Here is a 15,674-nt window from a genome sequence, read left to right on the forward strand (position 1 = left end):
GAAAAATCTATGTCAGTACGTGAAAAATTTGATTTTGAATTGAATTTAGCCCAGAATCAATTGATTGAATTGAGCACAATGGCCATCGAGGCGTTGGACAAATCGATTGATGCATTGATCAACCATGATATTGATGCGGCACTGGAAGTAATTGAAGATGATTCTGATATCAATATACTTGAAGAAGAGCTTAATGATCGCGTAATTTTGATCATCGCTAAACAATCTCCTGTTGCAACAGATTTGAGAAGGCTTGTCGTTCTCATCAAGATTGCGTCGGATTTGGAACGGATCGGCGATTATGCCGTTAATATTGCCAAAGAAACGATCCGCATTGGAAAAGAAGAACTCGTTACACCGATTGAGTTGATCAAGCAAATGCGCAATTTGGCAACAGCCATGCTAAGGCAAGTGATTGAAGCGTTTATCGAAGAAGACGTTGTCAAAGGAAAAGAAATTGCGGAATTGGACGACCAAGTGGATGAGCTGTACGGTGAATCTATCCGCAGACTTATGATGGCAGGAGCCTCAAATCCGGAAAAATTGAGCCAAATCACGCAACTGGCGTTCATATCGCGTTACATGGAACGTTCAGCCGACCACGCAACAAATATCGCGGAACAATTGTTTTATCTGGTTCGCGGGAAGCATTACAATTTGAATAATTGATGGTGTTCCCGGCAATGGGAAATTGCCGGGAATTTTGTCTTTTTAAAAGTATAAAAGTTGAGTTTTCTTGGTAGACTTTATATCGGAATGTGCTATAATAGTTAAGTCGTATAGATCAAATGCTTAAGTTTTAAACGATCTTTGAAAGAATTAGGAGGGATATCGATGCGTGTTAACATCACATTAGCTTGTACAGAATGTAGCGAACGTAACTACAGCACTGTTAAAAATAAGCGCAACAACCCTGAGCGTCTTGAAATGAAAAAATATTGCTCACGTGAACAGAAAATGACTTTACACCGTGAAACGAAGTAATTCATTGATTGCCAAAACCTATATGGGTTTTGGCTTTTTTTCTTTCCGAAGGAGTGTTATACATATGGAAAAAGTTCAGCAGCGAAAACTAGTATTGGATCAAATGAAAAAAATGGACAAAGACATTTATCGGGAAAAGTCCGAGAAGATCCGAGGCTGCCTGCTGGAAGACCCGGCTTTCAAAGCAGCGAAAACGATTGGCGTGACCATTGCAGCATTTCCGGAAGTTGATACTCTTCCGCTCATCGAGTATGCCTGGCAAAACGGCAAGCGCGTAGCTGTCCCGAAATGTGATCCGCTGACCCGTACAATGGATTTCTATGAAATTGTGAATTTTGATCAGCTCGAGAGGGTCTATATGAATTTGAAAGAACCGAAAGTTTCAGAGACTACATACCTCGGTCCCGAGCAAATCGATATGATGATTGTGCCAGGAGTGGTCTTTTCACGATCCGGCTACCGGATTGGCTTTGGCGGCGGCTATTATGACCGGTATTTGTCCAATTATGCTGGTGTGACGCGTTCGTTGGCGTTCGACCTGCAAATTGTCGATTCTGTGCCGGTTGAGGTTCATGATGTACCGGTTGAGGGTATATATACTGAGAGTGTTTATTGGAACGGGAAGGTGAACCGATGAAAACCCTTTATGATGTTATGCAGCTGTTAAAAAGCTACGGCACAGTTATTTATACGGGAGACCGCCAAGCGGATCTCGACTTGATGGAAGATGAAATCAAAGAACTTTACAAGCAGCAATTCATTTCCGCTAAAGATTTTTCTGCGGCTTTGCTAATCTTGCGCCAAAAGAGAAATGGGAATTAAAAGTTCTTCGGATCCTGAAACTTTCGGGTAATTCGTTCGTCTAGATATAGGTGTGCTTTTATGATAAGATCATAAGCAGTTTAAGCTCTCTTAACAGAGAAGAGAAGGTCCGGAAAGAAGATAAAGTGGAACGAGAATTTGTAAAATTGGCAAAAGGAGGATGTGGAGGATGTTAAAAAAGGAATGGCCAAAACATTCAATCCTCGTAATAGCAATTATTGCAACTTGGCTAAAAACGTATATTGTCTATAAAACCAGCTTTTCGATAACCATCGATAATGCATTGCAAGAGTTTATTTTGTTCATCAACCCATTAAGCTTGATTCTTTTTGTTTACGGCATTTCGCTTTTCTTCAAAAGCGAAAAAGGGAAAAATCGCTATTTGGTAACAGTGACAGTTATTTCATCAATCGTTCTTTATGCCAACGTAGCGTTTTACCGGTTTTTCAGCGATTTTATCACGTTGCCGGTGCTTTTTCAGACCGAAAATTTCGGCGATTTGGGTTCAAGTGCGTCTGAAAGCATCTTTTGGACGGATATCTTCTATTTTGCCGACGTCTTTATACTGCTGTTCGCCATTAAATTTTTAAAAGTAAACACTGGAAACATCAAATCGCTTTTGGTTCAGCGGAAAGCCTATTTCATATTGTCAGCCGCTATTTTATTTTTTAATTTGGGTCTTTCTGAAGCTGAGCGCCCTCAATTATTAACACGGGGTTTTGATCGTGAAATGCTTGTTAAAAATATCGGCATGTACAATTATCATCTTTATGATCTTTATGTCCAATCAAAATCTCAAGCGCAGCGCGCGCTCGCGGATGGATCCGAACTTGTTGAAGTGAACAACTACGTCCGGGCAAATCAGGCAGAACCTTCTGAAGATATGTTCGGGGCAGCAGAAGGAAGAAACTTGATTGTTGTGTCTCTGGAATCGATGCAGACATTTCCGATCAACAATACGATGAATGGCCAAACCATCACACCGTTTATGAATGAATTGACGAAAGACGAAGATACCATTTATTTTCCAAACTTCTACCATCAGACGGGATTAGGGAAAACGTCCGATTCTGAATTTTTGTTTGAAAACTCTTTATATCCGCTTAGCGGCGGTGCAGTTTTCTTTACGCATAGCGGAAATACGTTCAATTCCTTGTCTGAAAAACTGGGAAGCAAGGGCTATCATACGACGGTTCAGCACCCGAACGCGAAGAGCTTCTGGAACCGGGATATGATGTATGAATCTTTGGGGATAGACGAGTTTTTGGATATCAACAGTTTTGAAATCGGGGAAGGCGACGCGGTTAACTGGGGCATGAAGGACATACCGTTCATGGAGCAGTCGGTTGCGCATATGGCCGAAATGCCGCAGCCTTTCTACAGCCGTCTGATTACCCTGACCAACCACCATCCATTCTTTTTGGATGAGGAAGACCAATTTATCGGCGAATACGATTCTGTTTCAGGTACGCTAAATCGCTATTTCCAAACGGTACGATACATGGATGAGTCGGTGAAAACTTTATTCGATGAACTGAAAGCAGCAGGGCTGTATGAAAATTCGGTTATTGTTATGTACGGGGACCATTACGGAATTTCGGAAAACCACAATGAAGCAATGCAACAATATTTAAACAAAGAAATCACGCCATATGAAACGGCACAGCTTCAGCGAGTACCGCTATTCATCCATATCCCGGGTTACGGAGAAGGACGTGTAGAGGAAGAAGTGGGAGGCCAGATCGATCTGCGGCCGACGGTGCTGAATATGCTTGGCGTGGAAACGATAAAAGATATTCAATTCGGTGGGGATTTGTTCTCGGAAGAGCATGAAGAATTCGTGGTGTTCCGCGATGGCCGCTTTATTACCGAAGATAGTGTTTACGCAGGCAATGTCTGTTATGACAGAGAAACGGGCGAAGAAAGCGATCCGCTGAACTGCGAACCTTATATTGACCAAGCGCTGACAGAACTGGATTATTCCGAATCGATTATCAATGGTGACCTTTTGAGGTTCTATAACGAAGAAGATGGACAATTTCAGCCAAACAGTGAAATCATACAAGCAGAAAAGTAAAGGGAGCGCCGCGGCGCTCTCTTTTTTTTATCACATCACCTTGCTAAATGAGTGCATAAGGTGTGCCGAAGAAAATTGAAGTAGGGCATCGGGAAACCATTCTCAAAACACCCACAAAAAAACCGCCGCTATAAGGCGACGGTTTTTCCATATTGCTTAGTGTAATGCAGGCGGATAGCCTTGTGTGATGATCGTAGCAACAGTGAAGGCGCCGAAAATCACGAATGTTCCTAAATTAAAAAGAAATCCTAATACTTGTTTTTGCTTAAAGGTTTGAACAGTGCCTACTGCTGCAAAAATCGCAATTAGACCAAAAATAACCATAAGTAGATTCATCTATGACACTCCCTTCAACTTCAACAGCCAGTGCCGTTTTGTACTCTTTATATTGTAATGTCTTTCCTGCGATTTGTCGAGAACTAAAAAGTGTCATTCCGTTGAACAGTAGAGTGCCGGGAAGTCATGATATAATTGGATTGAGGTGAAGAAGGATGCTAAAAATAGATCAAATGGAACTTGGTCCGGTCCAGACAAATTGCTATATCATATCAAACAATTTGAAAGAATGCTTGATTTTCGATCCTGGGGAAGAAAGTGGGAAAATCACGTCTTTGTTGAAAAAGAAAGGGTTAAAGCCTTTGGCCATTCTTTTGACGCACGCCCATTTTGATCACATCGGTGCCATCGACGAGCTGCGGGAACAATTCACGATTCCGGTGTATTTGCACCAGCTGGAGAAAGACTGGCTGAGCCGGCCGAATCTCAACGGCTCCGGAAAATATGCAATGGTTCCGGATTACCGGATGAAAGATGCGGATGTATTGATTGATGATGAAAAAAGCTTGGAAATTAGCTCGTTTAATATGGAGCTTTTCCACACACCTGGCCATTCACCGGGAAGCATTACATATTCTTTTGGTCCAGAAGGTTTTGCGATTGTCGGGGATACGCTGTTCCGTGGAAGCATCGGGCGGACCGATTTGATTGAAGGATCAGAGGCAAAACTGCTGCAGTCTATCCGCGAATCGTTATTGACCCTCCCTGAGCATATGATCTTGTACCCAGGGCATGGGCCGGAAACAACTCCTTTACAGGAGAGAAACAGCAATCCGTTTTTGCGAGGGTATTAATTGAAACAAAAAAGCGGCCTGAGTGGCCGCTTTTTTTGTTTGTACAGTTTTAAAATTAATGTCCAGCACCGGGAATATGGATGAACGTCGTATAATACGTAAAGCCGACGAAGAAAACAGTCAAGTAAGCCCCGAAAATATACAAGTACATACGCTCCGAAATGTTTAAGTATCCTAGAAGAACAAAAAATCCAGTATTAGCCACCATCAATAAAGCCACTTCGTTCATATCGCCAACGTAGAAAAGAACAGCAAAAATACCTGTCCACCATCCCATTAATTTGAACATCTTATCCATGGGTAATCCCTCCTTTGCCACAACACAATATTCTCTATACCATTATATAGGCAATAGAGTGAGTGTGTAAACAATGAGTTGCCCATTCTTTGTGACAAACAAGTGTATTGTAGAAAAAACTTTTTTAATATAGAGGGAGTAGATCGGTTCCAGCTGTTAAAGGTCCAAGAAATAGGGCAACTGGATTGGGCCGGAGCCAAGCACTAACTTATCTAGCGAGACAGCAAAATAGGATGCCAAAAATGAAATTTGCCCCGAAATCAGGGGGTTAAATATTTATTATGCAGGAAACTATTCCCATTTCTAAAAGCGCTGGTTATACTATGAGGGAACAACGGCCCCCGGTTGTTCACATCAAAACAGGAGGTGGCTATGCAAGTGATAATTGAAAAAAGATGCACCGAACTGTTGCATAAAGCGGCAGACAACAGCACAACAGACATCCATATCAAACCCGATTCAACCGGCTACAGTGTTTCTTTCCGTTCTTTCCAGCATTTGCGGCAAGTGATGACTATCCCCTTTGATTTGGGCGATCGCATGATCGCTTATTTCAAGTACCTTTCCCTTTTAGACATGAGTGAAAAACGAAAACCCCAAACCGGCTCATTTCATCTTCCAATCAACCAAAATCCTTATTATTTCAGAATATCGACGCTGCCTTCTGTTTTGACAAAAGAAAGCATTGTTATCCGGGTGATTCCGGATGAAGCAGCTCAGTCCATCCGCCAACTGGCGGCTTTTAGCGACTCTGCCCGGCTTCTTGAGAAGCTGGCTGAAGCTCCCCAAGGCTTGATCCTGCTTACCGGACCGACCGGTTGCGGAAAATCAACGACGCTTTATTCTTTATTGAAGCATTGCGCCGAAGCATTAAACCGCAATATCATCACCTTGGAAGATCCCGTAGAACGGAAAAACCATGCCATGCTGCAAATCCAAGTGAATGAAAAAGCGGGCCTGACCTATGCGGCAGGCTTGAAAGCGATTTTGCGCCACGACCCAGACATCATCATGATCGGTGAAATCCGCGATGCCGATACAGCGCAGATTGCAGTAAGAGCCGCATTGACAGGGCACTTGGTGTTTTCGACCATCCATGCCCGGCACTCGGTCGGTTGTCTGCACAGGCTTTTTGACTTGGGCGTATCTTATGAAGATATGGCTCAAACGCTGACCGCCATTTCTGCGCAGCGCATTGTCCCGATATTTCCCGAAAGAGACCTTCAAACGACGGCTTACCGGGCACTGTATGAAATTCTTCACGGCGAGCGGCTCGACGAAGCGCTGCAATCAGCAAAAGACCGAAAAGCTTATGCCTTGCCTGAATTTTTAACATTCGGAGGGCAAATCCGGGAAGGGGTGAAAATAGGTGCGATTGAATCTTCCTATGCGCTCAAATCGGGTTTCCCTGTATGACCGCGATCATTTCCTGACGAGGCTGTCGGTTCTTATGAAAGAAGGATATTTACTGCCGACCGCATTAACGCTTCTTTTGCCGCTGCATACAAAAAAAGTGGAGGAAGCTCTAGACGGAATGACTGCGGTATTAAAAGGCGGCGGGAATGCAGCAGAGCTTTTTAAGTTTTTAGGGTTCAAGGACCAGGTGCTGCTTCCGGTAGAAATAGCGGAACACCATGGGCGACTTGGGGAAGCCATCGATAGCATTGCAAAAAGCTATGTCCGCACTGAAAACGTGCAGAAAAAATTAAAGGCTTTGTTGGTTTATCCAGTCTCCCTGCTAATTTTCACATCGATCCTTTTTTTGTTTTTCCGAACCAGTTATGTTCCGAATTTAACTGAATTGATGGAGTCAATGCATTCAGGAGAAGAAGGGAATAGCGTCCCTGAATATTTGCTCAAGCTCCCTGATTTTTTTATTGGCTTGTTTGCTTTTGGAGCCCTCAGTGCCGCCGCTTTTTTCAAACTGTTGAGAAAACAGCCTGCCAGCAAGCAGATCAAGTGGATTTTGTCGGTGCCAGTGCTTCGCAATTTTATGAAATTATATTGGTCGCATTTGTTTGCCCGGGAACTGGGCACTTTGCTCCATAGTGGCATCTCCATCCAGGAATCGCTCGATTTGCTGAAAACCCAAAGCTACCAACGGGTCATCGGGCTGATGTCGGACGACGCCCAAGAAGAAATCAAATTAGGGTTGCCGCTCTCGGTTGCCCTTTCGCGTTTTGAGTTTGTAGCCGATGACATGTCAACTTTTGTCCAGCACGGTGAAATGTCGGGATATTTGGGGAAAGAATTGATTCTCTACAGTGAAGTGCTGATGGAGCGGATTGAACTGAAAACGCAGCAATTGCTGCGTGTCATCCAACCTGCGTTCTTTTTGATGATCGCAGTATGCATCATCGGCGCTTATTTGGCGATTTTATTGCCTATGTATAATCTAGTCCAAACAATTTGAGGGGGAAAAAGAATGCGTCTATTGAAAAACCAAAAAGGATTTACGTTGATCGAAATGCTTATTGTAATGCTCATCATAACTGTATTGATTGCCATCGCTATCCCGAATGTCTCCAAGCAAACAACAGCGGTTGATACAAAAGGATGCAAAGCATTCGTGCAGATGGTCCAAGGGCAGGTCGAATCCTATCGAATGGATGAAAAAGCCGTTCCAACAATCGAAAACCTAGTGACGAAAGGGTATTTAAAAACAAACGAAACCAATTGCCCGAACGGTGATCTGGTGGAAATTTCAACGGACGGTATCGTGTCATCCAAAAAACCAGTTTAGGCAAAGACGGATTTACGCTGATCGAGATGCTGCTCGTATTGGCCATCTTAATGGCCGTCGTCGCTATCTCCGTGCCCGCTTACTGGGCTTATGAGGAAAGACGGGAAGAACAGCGTTTTTTCGAATTGCTTCTCCATGATATTTATTTCGCGCAAAGCGAAAGCTATCGTTTAGAACGTGCAGCTATGGTGGTATTCCGTGAAAGCAGCCATTCGTATGAAATCGTCACGGATATTTTAAAGCCGCCTACTGTCCGGAAGCTGCCGGAATCGGTGCAATTGAAAAAGACGAGCAACCTAACAGAGATCTATTACGGTGCGAACGGTTCGGTTACAAAGTCAGGGACCATGCGCTTTGATACAAGCACCGGTGAAAGGGCGTTAGTTGTCTATCTTGGCAAGGGGAGAGTGGTTCTTTTTGAATGAAAAAGGAATATCATGGGCAGAGACAATGCTGAGCCTCGCAATGGTATTTGTGCTATTTGGCAGTTTGCTGCCTGTTTTGCACGGGATGCACGAAAAACTTCAGCTGAAAAGAGAGCGTGCCGCAGCATTTGAGACGATGTATGAAGGGGCGATCGAGATGCAATCTGAGAATGCCAAAAGCGGTATGAGGACGATTAACGGCACGGTCTATCATTGGCAGATGGACACTCATATGTGTGCCAGCTACAACACCTATAAAGGAGAACCGGAAGTAGTATGCCTCGAATAGCGAAAGATGAAAGAGGATTCTCGTTTATTGGGTCTTTAGTGGATTTAATGGTATTGATGCTGCTGTTGCCGCTCATTGCACTTTTTTTCACCTTTGCCATCTCGTTTTCCAATTCCCTTCACCCAAAAATACTGGAATGGCAGCTGTTTACTGAAGAACTCAAAGTATATTTGCGGGACGTTGATTCGATCCAGGAAATAAACAACGGAGGAGGCATACGCATCAGTCGGAACGGGGAGGAATACGATATTGAAAGTTATCCGCAATTGGTCCGAAAACAAAAATTCAGACAAGGCCATGAACCGATGCTTACTGGAGTGGAGAGCTGTTCATTCCGGGTCGATGGGACAAAATTGACGGTTCATGCAATATTTTCAGACGGCTTAACTGAAGAGGCGGAATATGTTCTTACGCGCCCTTAGGAATGAAAAAGGTGCCTTGTATCCCTCGGCCATCGTCTTCTTCCTGTCGGCTCTTATTCTGATGTCCCACAGCCTGATACTATATTCTATCCATTACAAGACATACGATGGATTGGAAAATAAGCACAGACATGCTACGATACAACTACTAATGGAAATCGAAAAAAATAAAATACCTGAGTAGAAGGTAGTATCGGGTGGGAACATGAAGAGAATTTACTTAATTGGGTTTATGGGCTGCGGGAAAAGTGCCATCGGAAGAAGGCTGAGTTTTCTTTTAAAAGTGCCTTTTTACGACATGGACAAAGAAATTGTGCGGCAAACTGGAATGACGATACCGGACATCTTCGAAAAGTTTGGAGAAAATCATTTCCGCGAGCTGGAAACGGAGTTTTTAAGAAACTTTCATGAAGAATACTGCATCATTTCGACAGGCGGCGGGACAACGATGCGAAAAATCAACCGCAAAATTATGCGTGAAACGGGCCTTGTGCTGTTTCTTGATGCTCCTTTCAAAGAAATTTGGAGAAGGATCCACAAAGACGCAAACCGGCCAATCGTCAAAAGGTCGACGAGGGAAGAAATAGAGGCGTTGTACAAATCGCGCTATCCGCATTACAAGTCGGCTGCGCATATTACGATCCGGACAGAATTCCGGACGCTGCGCCAAATAACACAATATGCTGCATTTCAAGTCATTCGCCTAAAAAGCGAATGATTTTTGTTTTTTATCTATATAAAGTTCGCATTTTCAGCTTATGTCTAATTTTGATTGCGCTTACCCCTTAATAATGTTAGGATATAGACGAAGTTATACGTTTTGTATAGCGGTTTGGACCAATCGATTCGATTTGGGCGGATGAGTGCACGGGGAGAGCACGCGAAAGCGTCGCCGAAGGAGCAAGTAACGGTAGTTATGAATCTCTCAGGCAAAAAGACTCGGGCAGGACGCATCTCTGGAGAACGCTGCGCGGCAGCTACCAAAGAGGAAAGCCATTAAATCATGGTAAACTTTCAGGTTCCAGGACAGAGATTTCCCTTACTAAGGGAAATCTCTGTCCTTTTTTCGTTCAATTTGTTGAACGGACAACCGCCCAGCTCTTTAAAGGAATTTGATACTGAGGAGGATCATTCATGGAACAATTAAAACAACTTAAACGCACTCCTCTATTTGAGGCATACGCTCAGTATGGCGGGAAAACGATTGATTTTGGGGGCTGGGAATTGCCTGTGCAATTCTCGAGCATCAAAGAAGAACATGAAGCGGTACGGACAAAAGCCGGGCTATTCGACGTTTCCCATATGGGGGAAATTCTGGTTGAAGGGCCGGACAGTTTGGCTTACCTGCAGCACCTCGTAACAAATGATGTTTCAAAAATCAAAGATGGCCAAGCCCAATATACTGCCATGTGCTATGAAGATGGCGGTACTGTAGATGATTTACTCGTTTATAAAATCGATGATACCCACTTTATGCTGGTGGTGAACGCATCGAACATTGAAAAAGATTTCGAATGGATGCAAAAAGCTGTAACAGGTGACGTCCAGCTGCAAAATGTCTCCGACCAATATGGGTTGCTGGCGTTCCAAGGACCGCTAGCAGCAAAAGTATTGCAGCGGATGACCAATGAGGATGTATCCCAAATCCGCCCGTTCCGCTTTAAGCAGGATGTGGAAATCGCTGGGCATTCTGTCTTGCTGTCCCGCACCGGATATACCGGGGAAGACGGATTTGAAATCTATGCAAACCCGGAAGATACAAAAGCGCTATGGGATAAAATTTTGGCTGAGGGCAAAGAAGATGGTGTTTTGCCGGTAGGGCTTGGCGCGCGTGATACGCTGCGTTTTGAAGCATGCTTGGCGCTTTACGGCCAGGAATTGTCCAAAGACATTTCCCCTCTTGAAGCAGGCATCAATTTTGTGGTGAAATTGCAAAAAGAAGAAAACTTTATCGGCAAAGAAGCGCTCGCTTTCCAAAAGGAAAACGGCGTGCCGCGTAAATTAGTCGGCATCGAAATGATTGATAAAGGCATTCCGCGCCACGGCTACCCTGTGTATATCGGTGACAAAAAAATTGGAGAAGTGACAACAGGTACACAATCTCCTACTTTGAAGAAAAATATCGGCCTGGCGCTCCTTTCGAGTGAATATGCCGAACTTGATACGGAAGTCGAAGTTGAAATTCGCGGCAAAAGGCTAAAAGCGAAAACCGTCCAAACGCCATTTTATAAACGTTCCAACTAAACTAATTTGAAAAGGGGACAGCACTCGATGAAACATCGCTATTTACCAATGACGTCTCAAGACGAAAAAGAAATGCTGGATGCCATTGGCATTCAGTCAATCGATGAATTGTTTGCCGACATTCCGGAGAAAGTCCGTTTCAAAGGCGAATACAACATCAAGCCTGCAAAGTCTGAATCTTCATTAACCAAAGAATTGGCACAGCTGGCGGCGAAAAATGCCGACACAAACCGCTTTGCTTCTTTTTTAGGGGCTGGGGTTTATGACCATTACAAGCCGATTATCGTAGACCATGTGATTTCGCGTTCTGAATTTTACACTGCGTATACACCTTACCAGCCGGAAATTTCGCAAGGGGAACTTCAGGCGATTTTTGAATTCCAAACGATGATCAGTGAACTGACGGGCATGGATTTGGCGAACTCCTCCATGTACGACGGCGGAACTGCTTTGGCGGAAGCGGGGATGCTTGCTGCAGGCCATACACGCCGCAAGAAAATTTTGGTATCCCGTGCAGTCCATCCGGAATCCCGCGACGTTGTCCGGACATATGCACTCGGCCAATCCATTGAAGTGGAAGAAATTCCTTTGAAAGATGGCCATACAGATATCGAAGCTTTGAAAGAAATGCTCGATGATAATGTAGCTGCTGTCATGATTCAATACCCGAACTTTTTCGGACAAGTGGAAAACTTAAAAGAATTGGAACCGATCATCCACGAAGCGGGTGCATTGTTCACGGTTTCTGCTAACCCGTTAGCGCTAGGAGCTTTGACGCCTCCAGGAAAACTAGGGGCAGACATTACAGTCGGCGATGCTCAGCCTTTTGGAATTGCTGAAGCATTCGGTGGTCCGCATTGCGGTTATTTCGCCGTGACGAAAGCTTTAATGCGTAAAGTGCCTGGCCGTTTGGTTGGAGAAACGACTGATGAAGACGGGCGCCGAGGATTTGTTTTGACGCTGCAAGCGCGCGAACAGCATATCCGACGCGATAAAGCTACATCGAATATTTGTTCTAACCAGGCGCTTAATGCCCTTGCAGCATCTGTTGCTATGACGGCGCTTGGCAAAGCGGGAACGAAAGAAATGGCGATCCAGAATATTACGAAAACACATTATATGAAGCAACAGCTAAAACAAGCCGGTTTTGAAATCGCCTTTGAAGGCGCTCATTTCAATGAAATCGTCGTCAAGGTAAACTCATCAGTCCGTGAATTGAATGCTGCGTTATTAGAGCAAGGCATCATCGGCGGCTATGATCTCGGCCGCAGTTACGAAGAGCTTGCCGGTCATGTTTTAGTAGCAGTGACGGAACAACGGACAAAAGAAGAAATCGATGCATTCGTGCAGGTATTGGCTGCAACAGTGCAGGAAATGGGGGCTACTCATGCATAAAGACAATCAACCGCTCATTTTTGAAATGACGAAAGAAGGCCGCGTTGGCTATAGCTTGCCGACTCTTGACGTACCTGAAATCGATTTAGCTGATGTATTGCCGCAAGACTTAGTGCGTGAAGAAGCTGCTGACTTGCCGGAAGTTTCGGAACTTGACATTATGCGCCATTACACTGCTTTATCAAAACGCAACCACGGTGTCGATTCAGGCTTCTATCCGCTCGGTTCTTGTACGATGAAATACAATCCGAAAATCAATGAAACGGTTGCTCGTTTCCCTGGGTTCGCGAACATTCATCCACTGCAGGATGAATCAACAGTCCAAGGTGCAATGGAATTGTTATATGATTTGCAAGAGCATTTGGTTGAGATCACTGGAATGGACGAAGTGACGCTTCAGCCGGCTGCCGGTGCGCACGGGGAATGGACCGGCCTTATGATGATCCGCGCCTACCATGAATCTCGCGGCGATATGAACCGAACGAAAGTCATTGTTCCCGATTCAGCACACGGCACCAACCCGGCTTCCGCAACAGTTGCTGGCTTTGAAACGGTAACGGTCAAATCGAACGAGCACGGTTTGGTCGACTTGGAAGATTTGAAGCGCGTAGTCGGGCCGGATACAGCGGCTTTGATGCTGACTAACCCGAACACGCTCGGCCTTTTTGAAGAGCAGATCCTTGAAATGGCTGCCATCATCCATGAAGTTGGCGGCAAATTGTACTATGATGGGGCCAACTTGAATGCCGTTATGTCAAAAGCGCGCCCGGGCGACATGGGCTTTGACGTGGTCCACTTGAACCTGCATAAAACCTTCACTGGACCGCACGGCGGAGGCGGACCTGGCTCTGGCCCGGTCGGCGTGAAAAAAGATTTGATTCCTTACTTGCCGAAACCGGTATTGGTGAAAACCGAAGAAGGGTTGACGTTTGATTACAACCGCCCGGAATCCATCGGCCGCGTAAAGCCGTTTTACGGCAACTTTGGCATCAACGTCCGCGCGTATACGTATATCCGTTCAATGGGGCCGGACGGCTTAAAAGCGGTGACAGAATATGCTGTACTAAACGCCAATTATATGATGCGCCGCCTTGCGCCTCATTTCGATTTGCCGTATGACCGCCACTGCAAGCACGAGTTTGTCCTAAGCGGACGCCGCCAGAAGAAACTTGGCGTGCGTACGCTGGATATGGCAAAACGCCTGCTGGATTTCGGCTACCATCCGCCGACCATCTACTTCCCGCTGAACGTGGAAGAAGGCATGATGATCGAGCCGACTGAGACGGAATCCAAAGAAACACTGGATGCCTTTATCGATGCGATGATCCAAATTGCAAAAGAAGTGGAAGACAATCCGGAAATCGTCCAAAATGCGCCTCATACGACGGTCATCAGCCGTTTAGATGAAGCGAAAGCTGCACGTAAACCGGTGTTGCGCTACACGAAAGCTGAGTAATAGAAAAAAGGCGTCCCGAGAATGATTCGGGACGCCTTTTTTCTATTTGCAGGCGAGATCCTATCGTAAAGAATAAGAAGCTGTGGGCATATCTCAGTAAATGCAAGAATCTTTAATTTTTTTGAGTGTTTTTGTTGAAATAGAACATAGGTTCTGTTATATTAAACGTGTATACACTATGGGAAAGAGGTGGATTTCGATGGTGCTGGCAATCAATGAAGTGAATGGGTTCGAAAAAGGAAAACGGTACACCAAGAATTTGGAGTTTTCATCTTGTTTCAAAAATGGCAAACTTCGCGTGGTTGCTTTGATAGATGCAGATGACAATACGTTTTACTGGACAACGACCGAAGATTCCGCTGACTATCGAAACTTCCGGCTTAAAGCTACATATTCATTTGTGGTAAGCTACATCTCCACAGTATTCGATCCCGCCAATCCTAAAGTCAATATTGCGGAATTGGAAGAAGTAGTGGCTGCGAAGATGGATTTGAGACATGCCAAACGATATAAATTAGAGGCTTGAATAATATAGTAAAAGATATAGACCTTGACGTTGTTAGGGTCTTTTTTTTCTTATTTATAGATTGATTTATCGTTTCGACAGCTGCGCTTTGTGGAGTTATCAAAGTAATGGCAGAAAAAAGCCTTTCCATTATGGAAAGGCTTTGCGTGCTTATGATTTTGATTTGATTTTGCCGGTCCATTGCTTGAACCCGCCTTGCAGTTGAAAAAGCTGGTTATAGCCTTTTTTCTTCAGGAAAAGTGCAACACGTCCGCTGCGTGCTCCGTTTTGATCGTATAAATACACCGGCTTGTCAGCGCGGATTTCTTTATAGCGTTGGCGCAATTGAGTTTGAGGGATATTGCGAGCTCCTAAAATATGGCCGGCAGCAAAGTCTTTCGCTTCCCGGACATCGATAAGTTGAGCTTTTCGATAGCCTTCGATAAATTGTTCTTGGTTGAGAGTCGTAACAGCTTTCTTGACGCGGAAATAAGAAATCAACGCAAATATGACCACTACAAGCAAAGCGATTAAAATGCTGTACAGAAAATCCAATGTTCTTGCCCCTTTCTATTCTCTCTTCATTATAAAAGAAGGGGCAGCCGTTATTCAATGACTTTGTTGCACTTCGTGCAGATTTTGGAGACAATCCTGTGAATTCAAGCTTCTTTCCTCATAAGATATGCATACATAAAGAAGATGATAATAACAATGATATGTAAACCTGAAAAGTAGGAAAATTTCAAAAATTAAAAGGAAAATAGTGGAGGAATACGAGTCTTTTGTATCATTTTAGGGCTTAAAGAGAAAGCCGAACCCTTGATACTAAGAGCTTTTGAAAATTTTGGGGTAAACTGGACAAAATTTTGCCATTCCAAAAAGTT

20 protein-coding genes and 1 riboswitch are annotated in these 15,674 nt (G+C 44.4%); of the genes, 17 read left to right on the plus strand and 3 right to left on the minus strand.

The window, feature by feature from the left end:
- Positions 1-9: 9 nt before the first annotated feature.
- From phoU to FQV28_RS05715, 5 genes are all read left to right on the plus strand, one after another.
- Entirely contained in the window at positions 10-669 is a 660-nt protein-coding gene (gene phoU / locus FQV28_RS05695; RefSeq protein WP_146494602.1) for a phosphate signaling complex protein PhoU, read from the plus strand.
- Positions 670-834: 165 nt separating this feature from the next.
- On the plus strand, positions 835-984 hold the full coding sequence (gene rpmG / locus FQV28_RS05700; RefSeq protein WP_146494603.1) for a 50S ribosomal protein L33: 150 nt from the start codon (positions 835-837) through the stop codon (positions 982-984).
- A 64-nt stretch (positions 985-1,048) separates the two neighbouring features.
- A complete protein-coding gene (locus FQV28_RS05705) occupies positions 1,049-1,621 on the plus strand; it encodes a 5-formyltetrahydrofolate cyclo-ligase (protein ID WP_146494604.1) in 573 nt (190 codons plus the stop codon).
- Positions 1,618-1,806, plus strand: coding sequence for a YqgQ family protein (locus FQV28_RS05710; protein WP_146494605.1), 189 nt, complete (start codon positions 1,618-1,620; stop codon positions 1,804-1,806). The genes FQV28_RS05705 and FQV28_RS05710 overlap by 4 nt, the downstream gene beginning before the upstream one ends.
- 169 nt (positions 1,807-1,975) lie before the next feature.
- On the plus strand, positions 1,976-3,883 hold the full coding sequence (locus FQV28_RS05715; RefSeq protein WP_146494606.1) for an LTA synthase family protein: 1,908 nt from the start codon (positions 1,976-1,978) through the stop codon (positions 3,881-3,883).
- A gap of 156 nt (positions 3,884-4,039) precedes the next feature.
- Here the strand turns inward: FQV28_RS05715 and FQV28_RS05720 are convergent, their stop codons facing one another.
- Positions 4,040-4,219, minus strand: a complete 180-nt coding sequence (locus FQV28_RS05720; RefSeq protein ID WP_146494607.1) for a DUF2759 domain-containing protein — start codon at positions 4,217-4,219, stop codon at positions 4,040-4,042.
- A gap of 155 nt (positions 4,220-4,374) precedes the next feature.
- Between FQV28_RS05720 and FQV28_RS05725 the strand changes: the two genes are divergently transcribed.
- Positions 4,375-5,013 (plus strand): MBL fold metallo-hydrolase, encoded by a 639-nt coding sequence (locus tag FQV28_RS05725; RefSeq protein WP_146494608.1) that lies wholly within the window; start codon positions 4,375-4,377, stop codon positions 5,011-5,013.
- Between the two features lie 55 nt (positions 5,014-5,068).
- Here FQV28_RS05725 and FQV28_RS05730 read toward each other — a convergent pair whose 3' ends face one another.
- Complete coding sequence (locus tag FQV28_RS05730; RefSeq protein WP_146494609.1) at positions 5,069-5,311, minus strand: DUF2626 domain-containing protein; 243 nt, start codon at positions 5,309-5,311, stop codon at positions 5,069-5,071.
- A 372-nt stretch (positions 5,312-5,683) separates the two neighbouring features.
- Here FQV28_RS05730 and comGA point away from each other — a divergent pair, with 372 nt between their 5' ends.
- The 11 genes from comGA (at position 5,684) to FQV28_RS05785 (ending at position 14,811) form a co-directional block, all read left to right on the plus strand.
- Positions 5,684-6,727 carry a competence type IV pilus ATPase ComGA gene (gene comGA / locus FQV28_RS05735; RefSeq protein ID WP_146494610.1) on the plus strand — a complete coding sequence of 348 codons (1,044 nt, stop codon included), beginning with the start codon at positions 5,684-5,686 and terminating at the stop codon, positions 6,725-6,727.
- Positions 6,681-7,724 carry a competence type IV pilus assembly protein ComGB gene (comGB, locus tag FQV28_RS05740; protein WP_146494611.1) on the plus strand — a complete coding sequence of 348 codons (1,044 nt, stop codon included), beginning with the start codon at positions 6,681-6,683 and terminating at the stop codon, positions 7,722-7,724. Before comGA ends, comGB begins: the two co-directional genes overlap by 47 nt.
- 12 nt (positions 7,725-7,736) lie before the next feature.
- Complete coding sequence (comGC, locus tag FQV28_RS05745) at positions 7,737-8,054, plus strand: competence type IV pilus major pilin ComGC (protein WP_146494612.1); 318 nt, start codon at positions 7,737-7,739, stop codon at positions 8,052-8,054.
- Positions 8,036-8,479: a competence type IV pilus minor pilin ComGD gene (comGD, locus tag FQV28_RS05750; RefSeq protein WP_255472839.1), complete on the plus strand. Its 444-nt coding sequence runs from the start codon at positions 8,036-8,038 to the stop codon at positions 8,477-8,479. The genes comGC and comGD overlap by 19 nt, the downstream gene beginning before the upstream one ends.
- Positions 8,472-8,768 (plus strand): hypothetical protein, encoded by a 297-nt coding sequence (locus FQV28_RS05755; RefSeq protein ID WP_255472816.1) that lies wholly within the window; start codon positions 8,472-8,474, stop codon positions 8,766-8,768. Before comGD ends, FQV28_RS05755 begins: the two co-directional genes overlap by 8 nt.
- Positions 8,756-9,190 carry a competence type IV pilus minor pilin ComGF gene (comGF, locus tag FQV28_RS05760; RefSeq protein ID WP_146494614.1) on the plus strand — a complete coding sequence of 145 codons (435 nt, stop codon included), beginning with the start codon at positions 8,756-8,758 and terminating at the stop codon, positions 9,188-9,190. Before FQV28_RS05755 ends, comGF begins: the two co-directional genes overlap by 13 nt.
- 205 nt (positions 9,191-9,395) lie before the next feature.
- Positions 9,396-9,908 carry a shikimate kinase gene (locus FQV28_RS05765; protein ID WP_146494615.1) on the plus strand — a complete coding sequence of 171 codons (513 nt, stop codon included), beginning with the start codon at positions 9,396-9,398 and terminating at the stop codon, positions 9,906-9,908.
- Positions 9,909-10,049: 141 nt separating this feature from the next.
- A riboswitch (glycine riboswitch) is annotated at positions 10,050-10,141 on the plus strand.
- A gap of 183 nt (positions 10,142-10,324) precedes the next feature.
- Positions 10,325-11,434 carry a glycine cleavage system aminomethyltransferase GcvT gene (gene gcvT / locus FQV28_RS05770; protein ID WP_146494616.1) on the plus strand — a complete coding sequence of 370 codons (1,110 nt, stop codon included), beginning with the start codon at positions 10,325-10,327 and terminating at the stop codon, positions 11,432-11,434.
- A gap of 27 nt (positions 11,435-11,461) precedes the next feature.
- Entirely contained in the window at positions 11,462-12,829 is a 1,368-nt protein-coding gene (gene gcvPA, locus FQV28_RS05775) for an aminomethyl-transferring glycine dehydrogenase subunit GcvPA (protein WP_146494617.1), read from the plus strand.
- On the plus strand, positions 12,822-14,285 hold the full coding sequence (gene gcvPB, locus FQV28_RS05780; RefSeq protein WP_146494618.1) for an aminomethyl-transferring glycine dehydrogenase subunit GcvPB: 1,464 nt from the start codon (positions 12,822-12,824) through the stop codon (positions 14,283-14,285). The genes gcvPA and gcvPB overlap by 8 nt, the downstream gene beginning before the upstream one ends.
- Before the next feature lie 178 nt (positions 14,286-14,463).
- Entirely contained in the window at positions 14,464-14,811 is a 348-nt protein-coding gene (locus FQV28_RS05785; protein ID WP_186763788.1) for a hypothetical protein, read from the plus strand.
- A 150-nt stretch (positions 14,812-14,961) separates the two neighbouring features.
- Here the strand turns inward: FQV28_RS05785 and FQV28_RS05790 are convergent, their stop codons facing one another.
- Positions 14,962-15,345: a rhodanese-like domain-containing protein gene (locus FQV28_RS05790; RefSeq protein WP_146494620.1), complete on the minus strand. Its 384-nt coding sequence runs from the start codon at positions 15,343-15,345 to the stop codon at positions 14,962-14,964.
- Positions 15,346-15,674: the final 329 nt, after the last annotated feature.

This window comes from Planomicrobium sp. CPCC 101079, assembly GCF_007859275.1.
Taxonomy (GTDB): Bacteria; Bacillota; Bacilli; order Bacillales_A; family Planococcaceae; genus Planococcus.

Coding starts and splice junctions, on each gene's coding strand:
- phoU (WP_146494602.1), top strand. CDS start 10: ATGTCAGTACGTGAAAAATTTGATTTTGAATTGAATTTAGCCCAGAAT.
- rpmG (WP_146494603.1), top strand. CDS start 835: ATGCGTGTTAACATCACATTAGCTTGTACAGAATGTAGCGAACGTAAC.
- FQV28_RS05705 (WP_146494604.1), top strand. CDS start 1,049: ATGGAAAAAGTTCAGCAGCGAAAACTAGTATTGGATCAAATGAAAAAA.
- FQV28_RS05710 (WP_146494605.1), top strand. CDS start 1,618: ATGAAAACCCTTTATGATGTTATGCAGCTGTTAAAAAGCTACGGCACA.
- FQV28_RS05715 (WP_146494606.1), top strand. CDS start 1,976: ATGTTAAAAAAGGAATGGCCAAAACATTCAATCCTCGTAATAGCAATT.
- FQV28_RS05720 (WP_146494607.1), bottom strand. CDS start 4,219: ATGAATCTACTTATGGTTATTTTTGGTCTAATTGCGATTTTTGCAGCA.
- FQV28_RS05725 (WP_146494608.1), top strand. CDS start 4,375: ATGCTAAAAATAGATCAAATGGAACTTGGTCCGGTCCAGACAAATTGC.
- FQV28_RS05730 (WP_146494609.1), bottom strand. CDS start 5,311: ATGGATAAGATGTTCAAATTAATGGGATGGTGGACAGGTATTTTTGCT.
- comGA (WP_146494610.1), top strand. CDS start 5,684: ATGCAAGTGATAATTGAAAAAAGATGCACCGAACTGTTGCATAAAGCG.
- comGC (WP_146494612.1), top strand. CDS start 7,737: ATGCGTCTATTGAAAAACCAAAAAGGATTTACGTTGATCGAAATGCTT.
- comGF (WP_146494614.1), top strand. CDS start 8,756: ATGCCTCGAATAGCGAAAGATGAAAGAGGATTCTCGTTTATTGGGTCT.
- FQV28_RS05765 (WP_146494615.1), top strand. CDS start 9,396: ATGAAGAGAATTTACTTAATTGGGTTTATGGGCTGCGGGAAAAGTGCC.
- gcvT (WP_146494616.1), top strand. CDS start 10,325: ATGGAACAATTAAAACAACTTAAACGCACTCCTCTATTTGAGGCATAC.
- gcvPA (WP_146494617.1), top strand. CDS start 11,462: ATGAAACATCGCTATTTACCAATGACGTCTCAAGACGAAAAAGAAATG.
- gcvPB (WP_146494618.1), top strand. CDS start 12,822: ATGCATAAAGACAATCAACCGCTCATTTTTGAAATGACGAAAGAAGGC.
- FQV28_RS05785 (WP_186763788.1), top strand. CDS start 14,464: ATGGGAAAGAGGTGGATTTCGATGGTGCTGGCAATCAATGAAGTGAAT.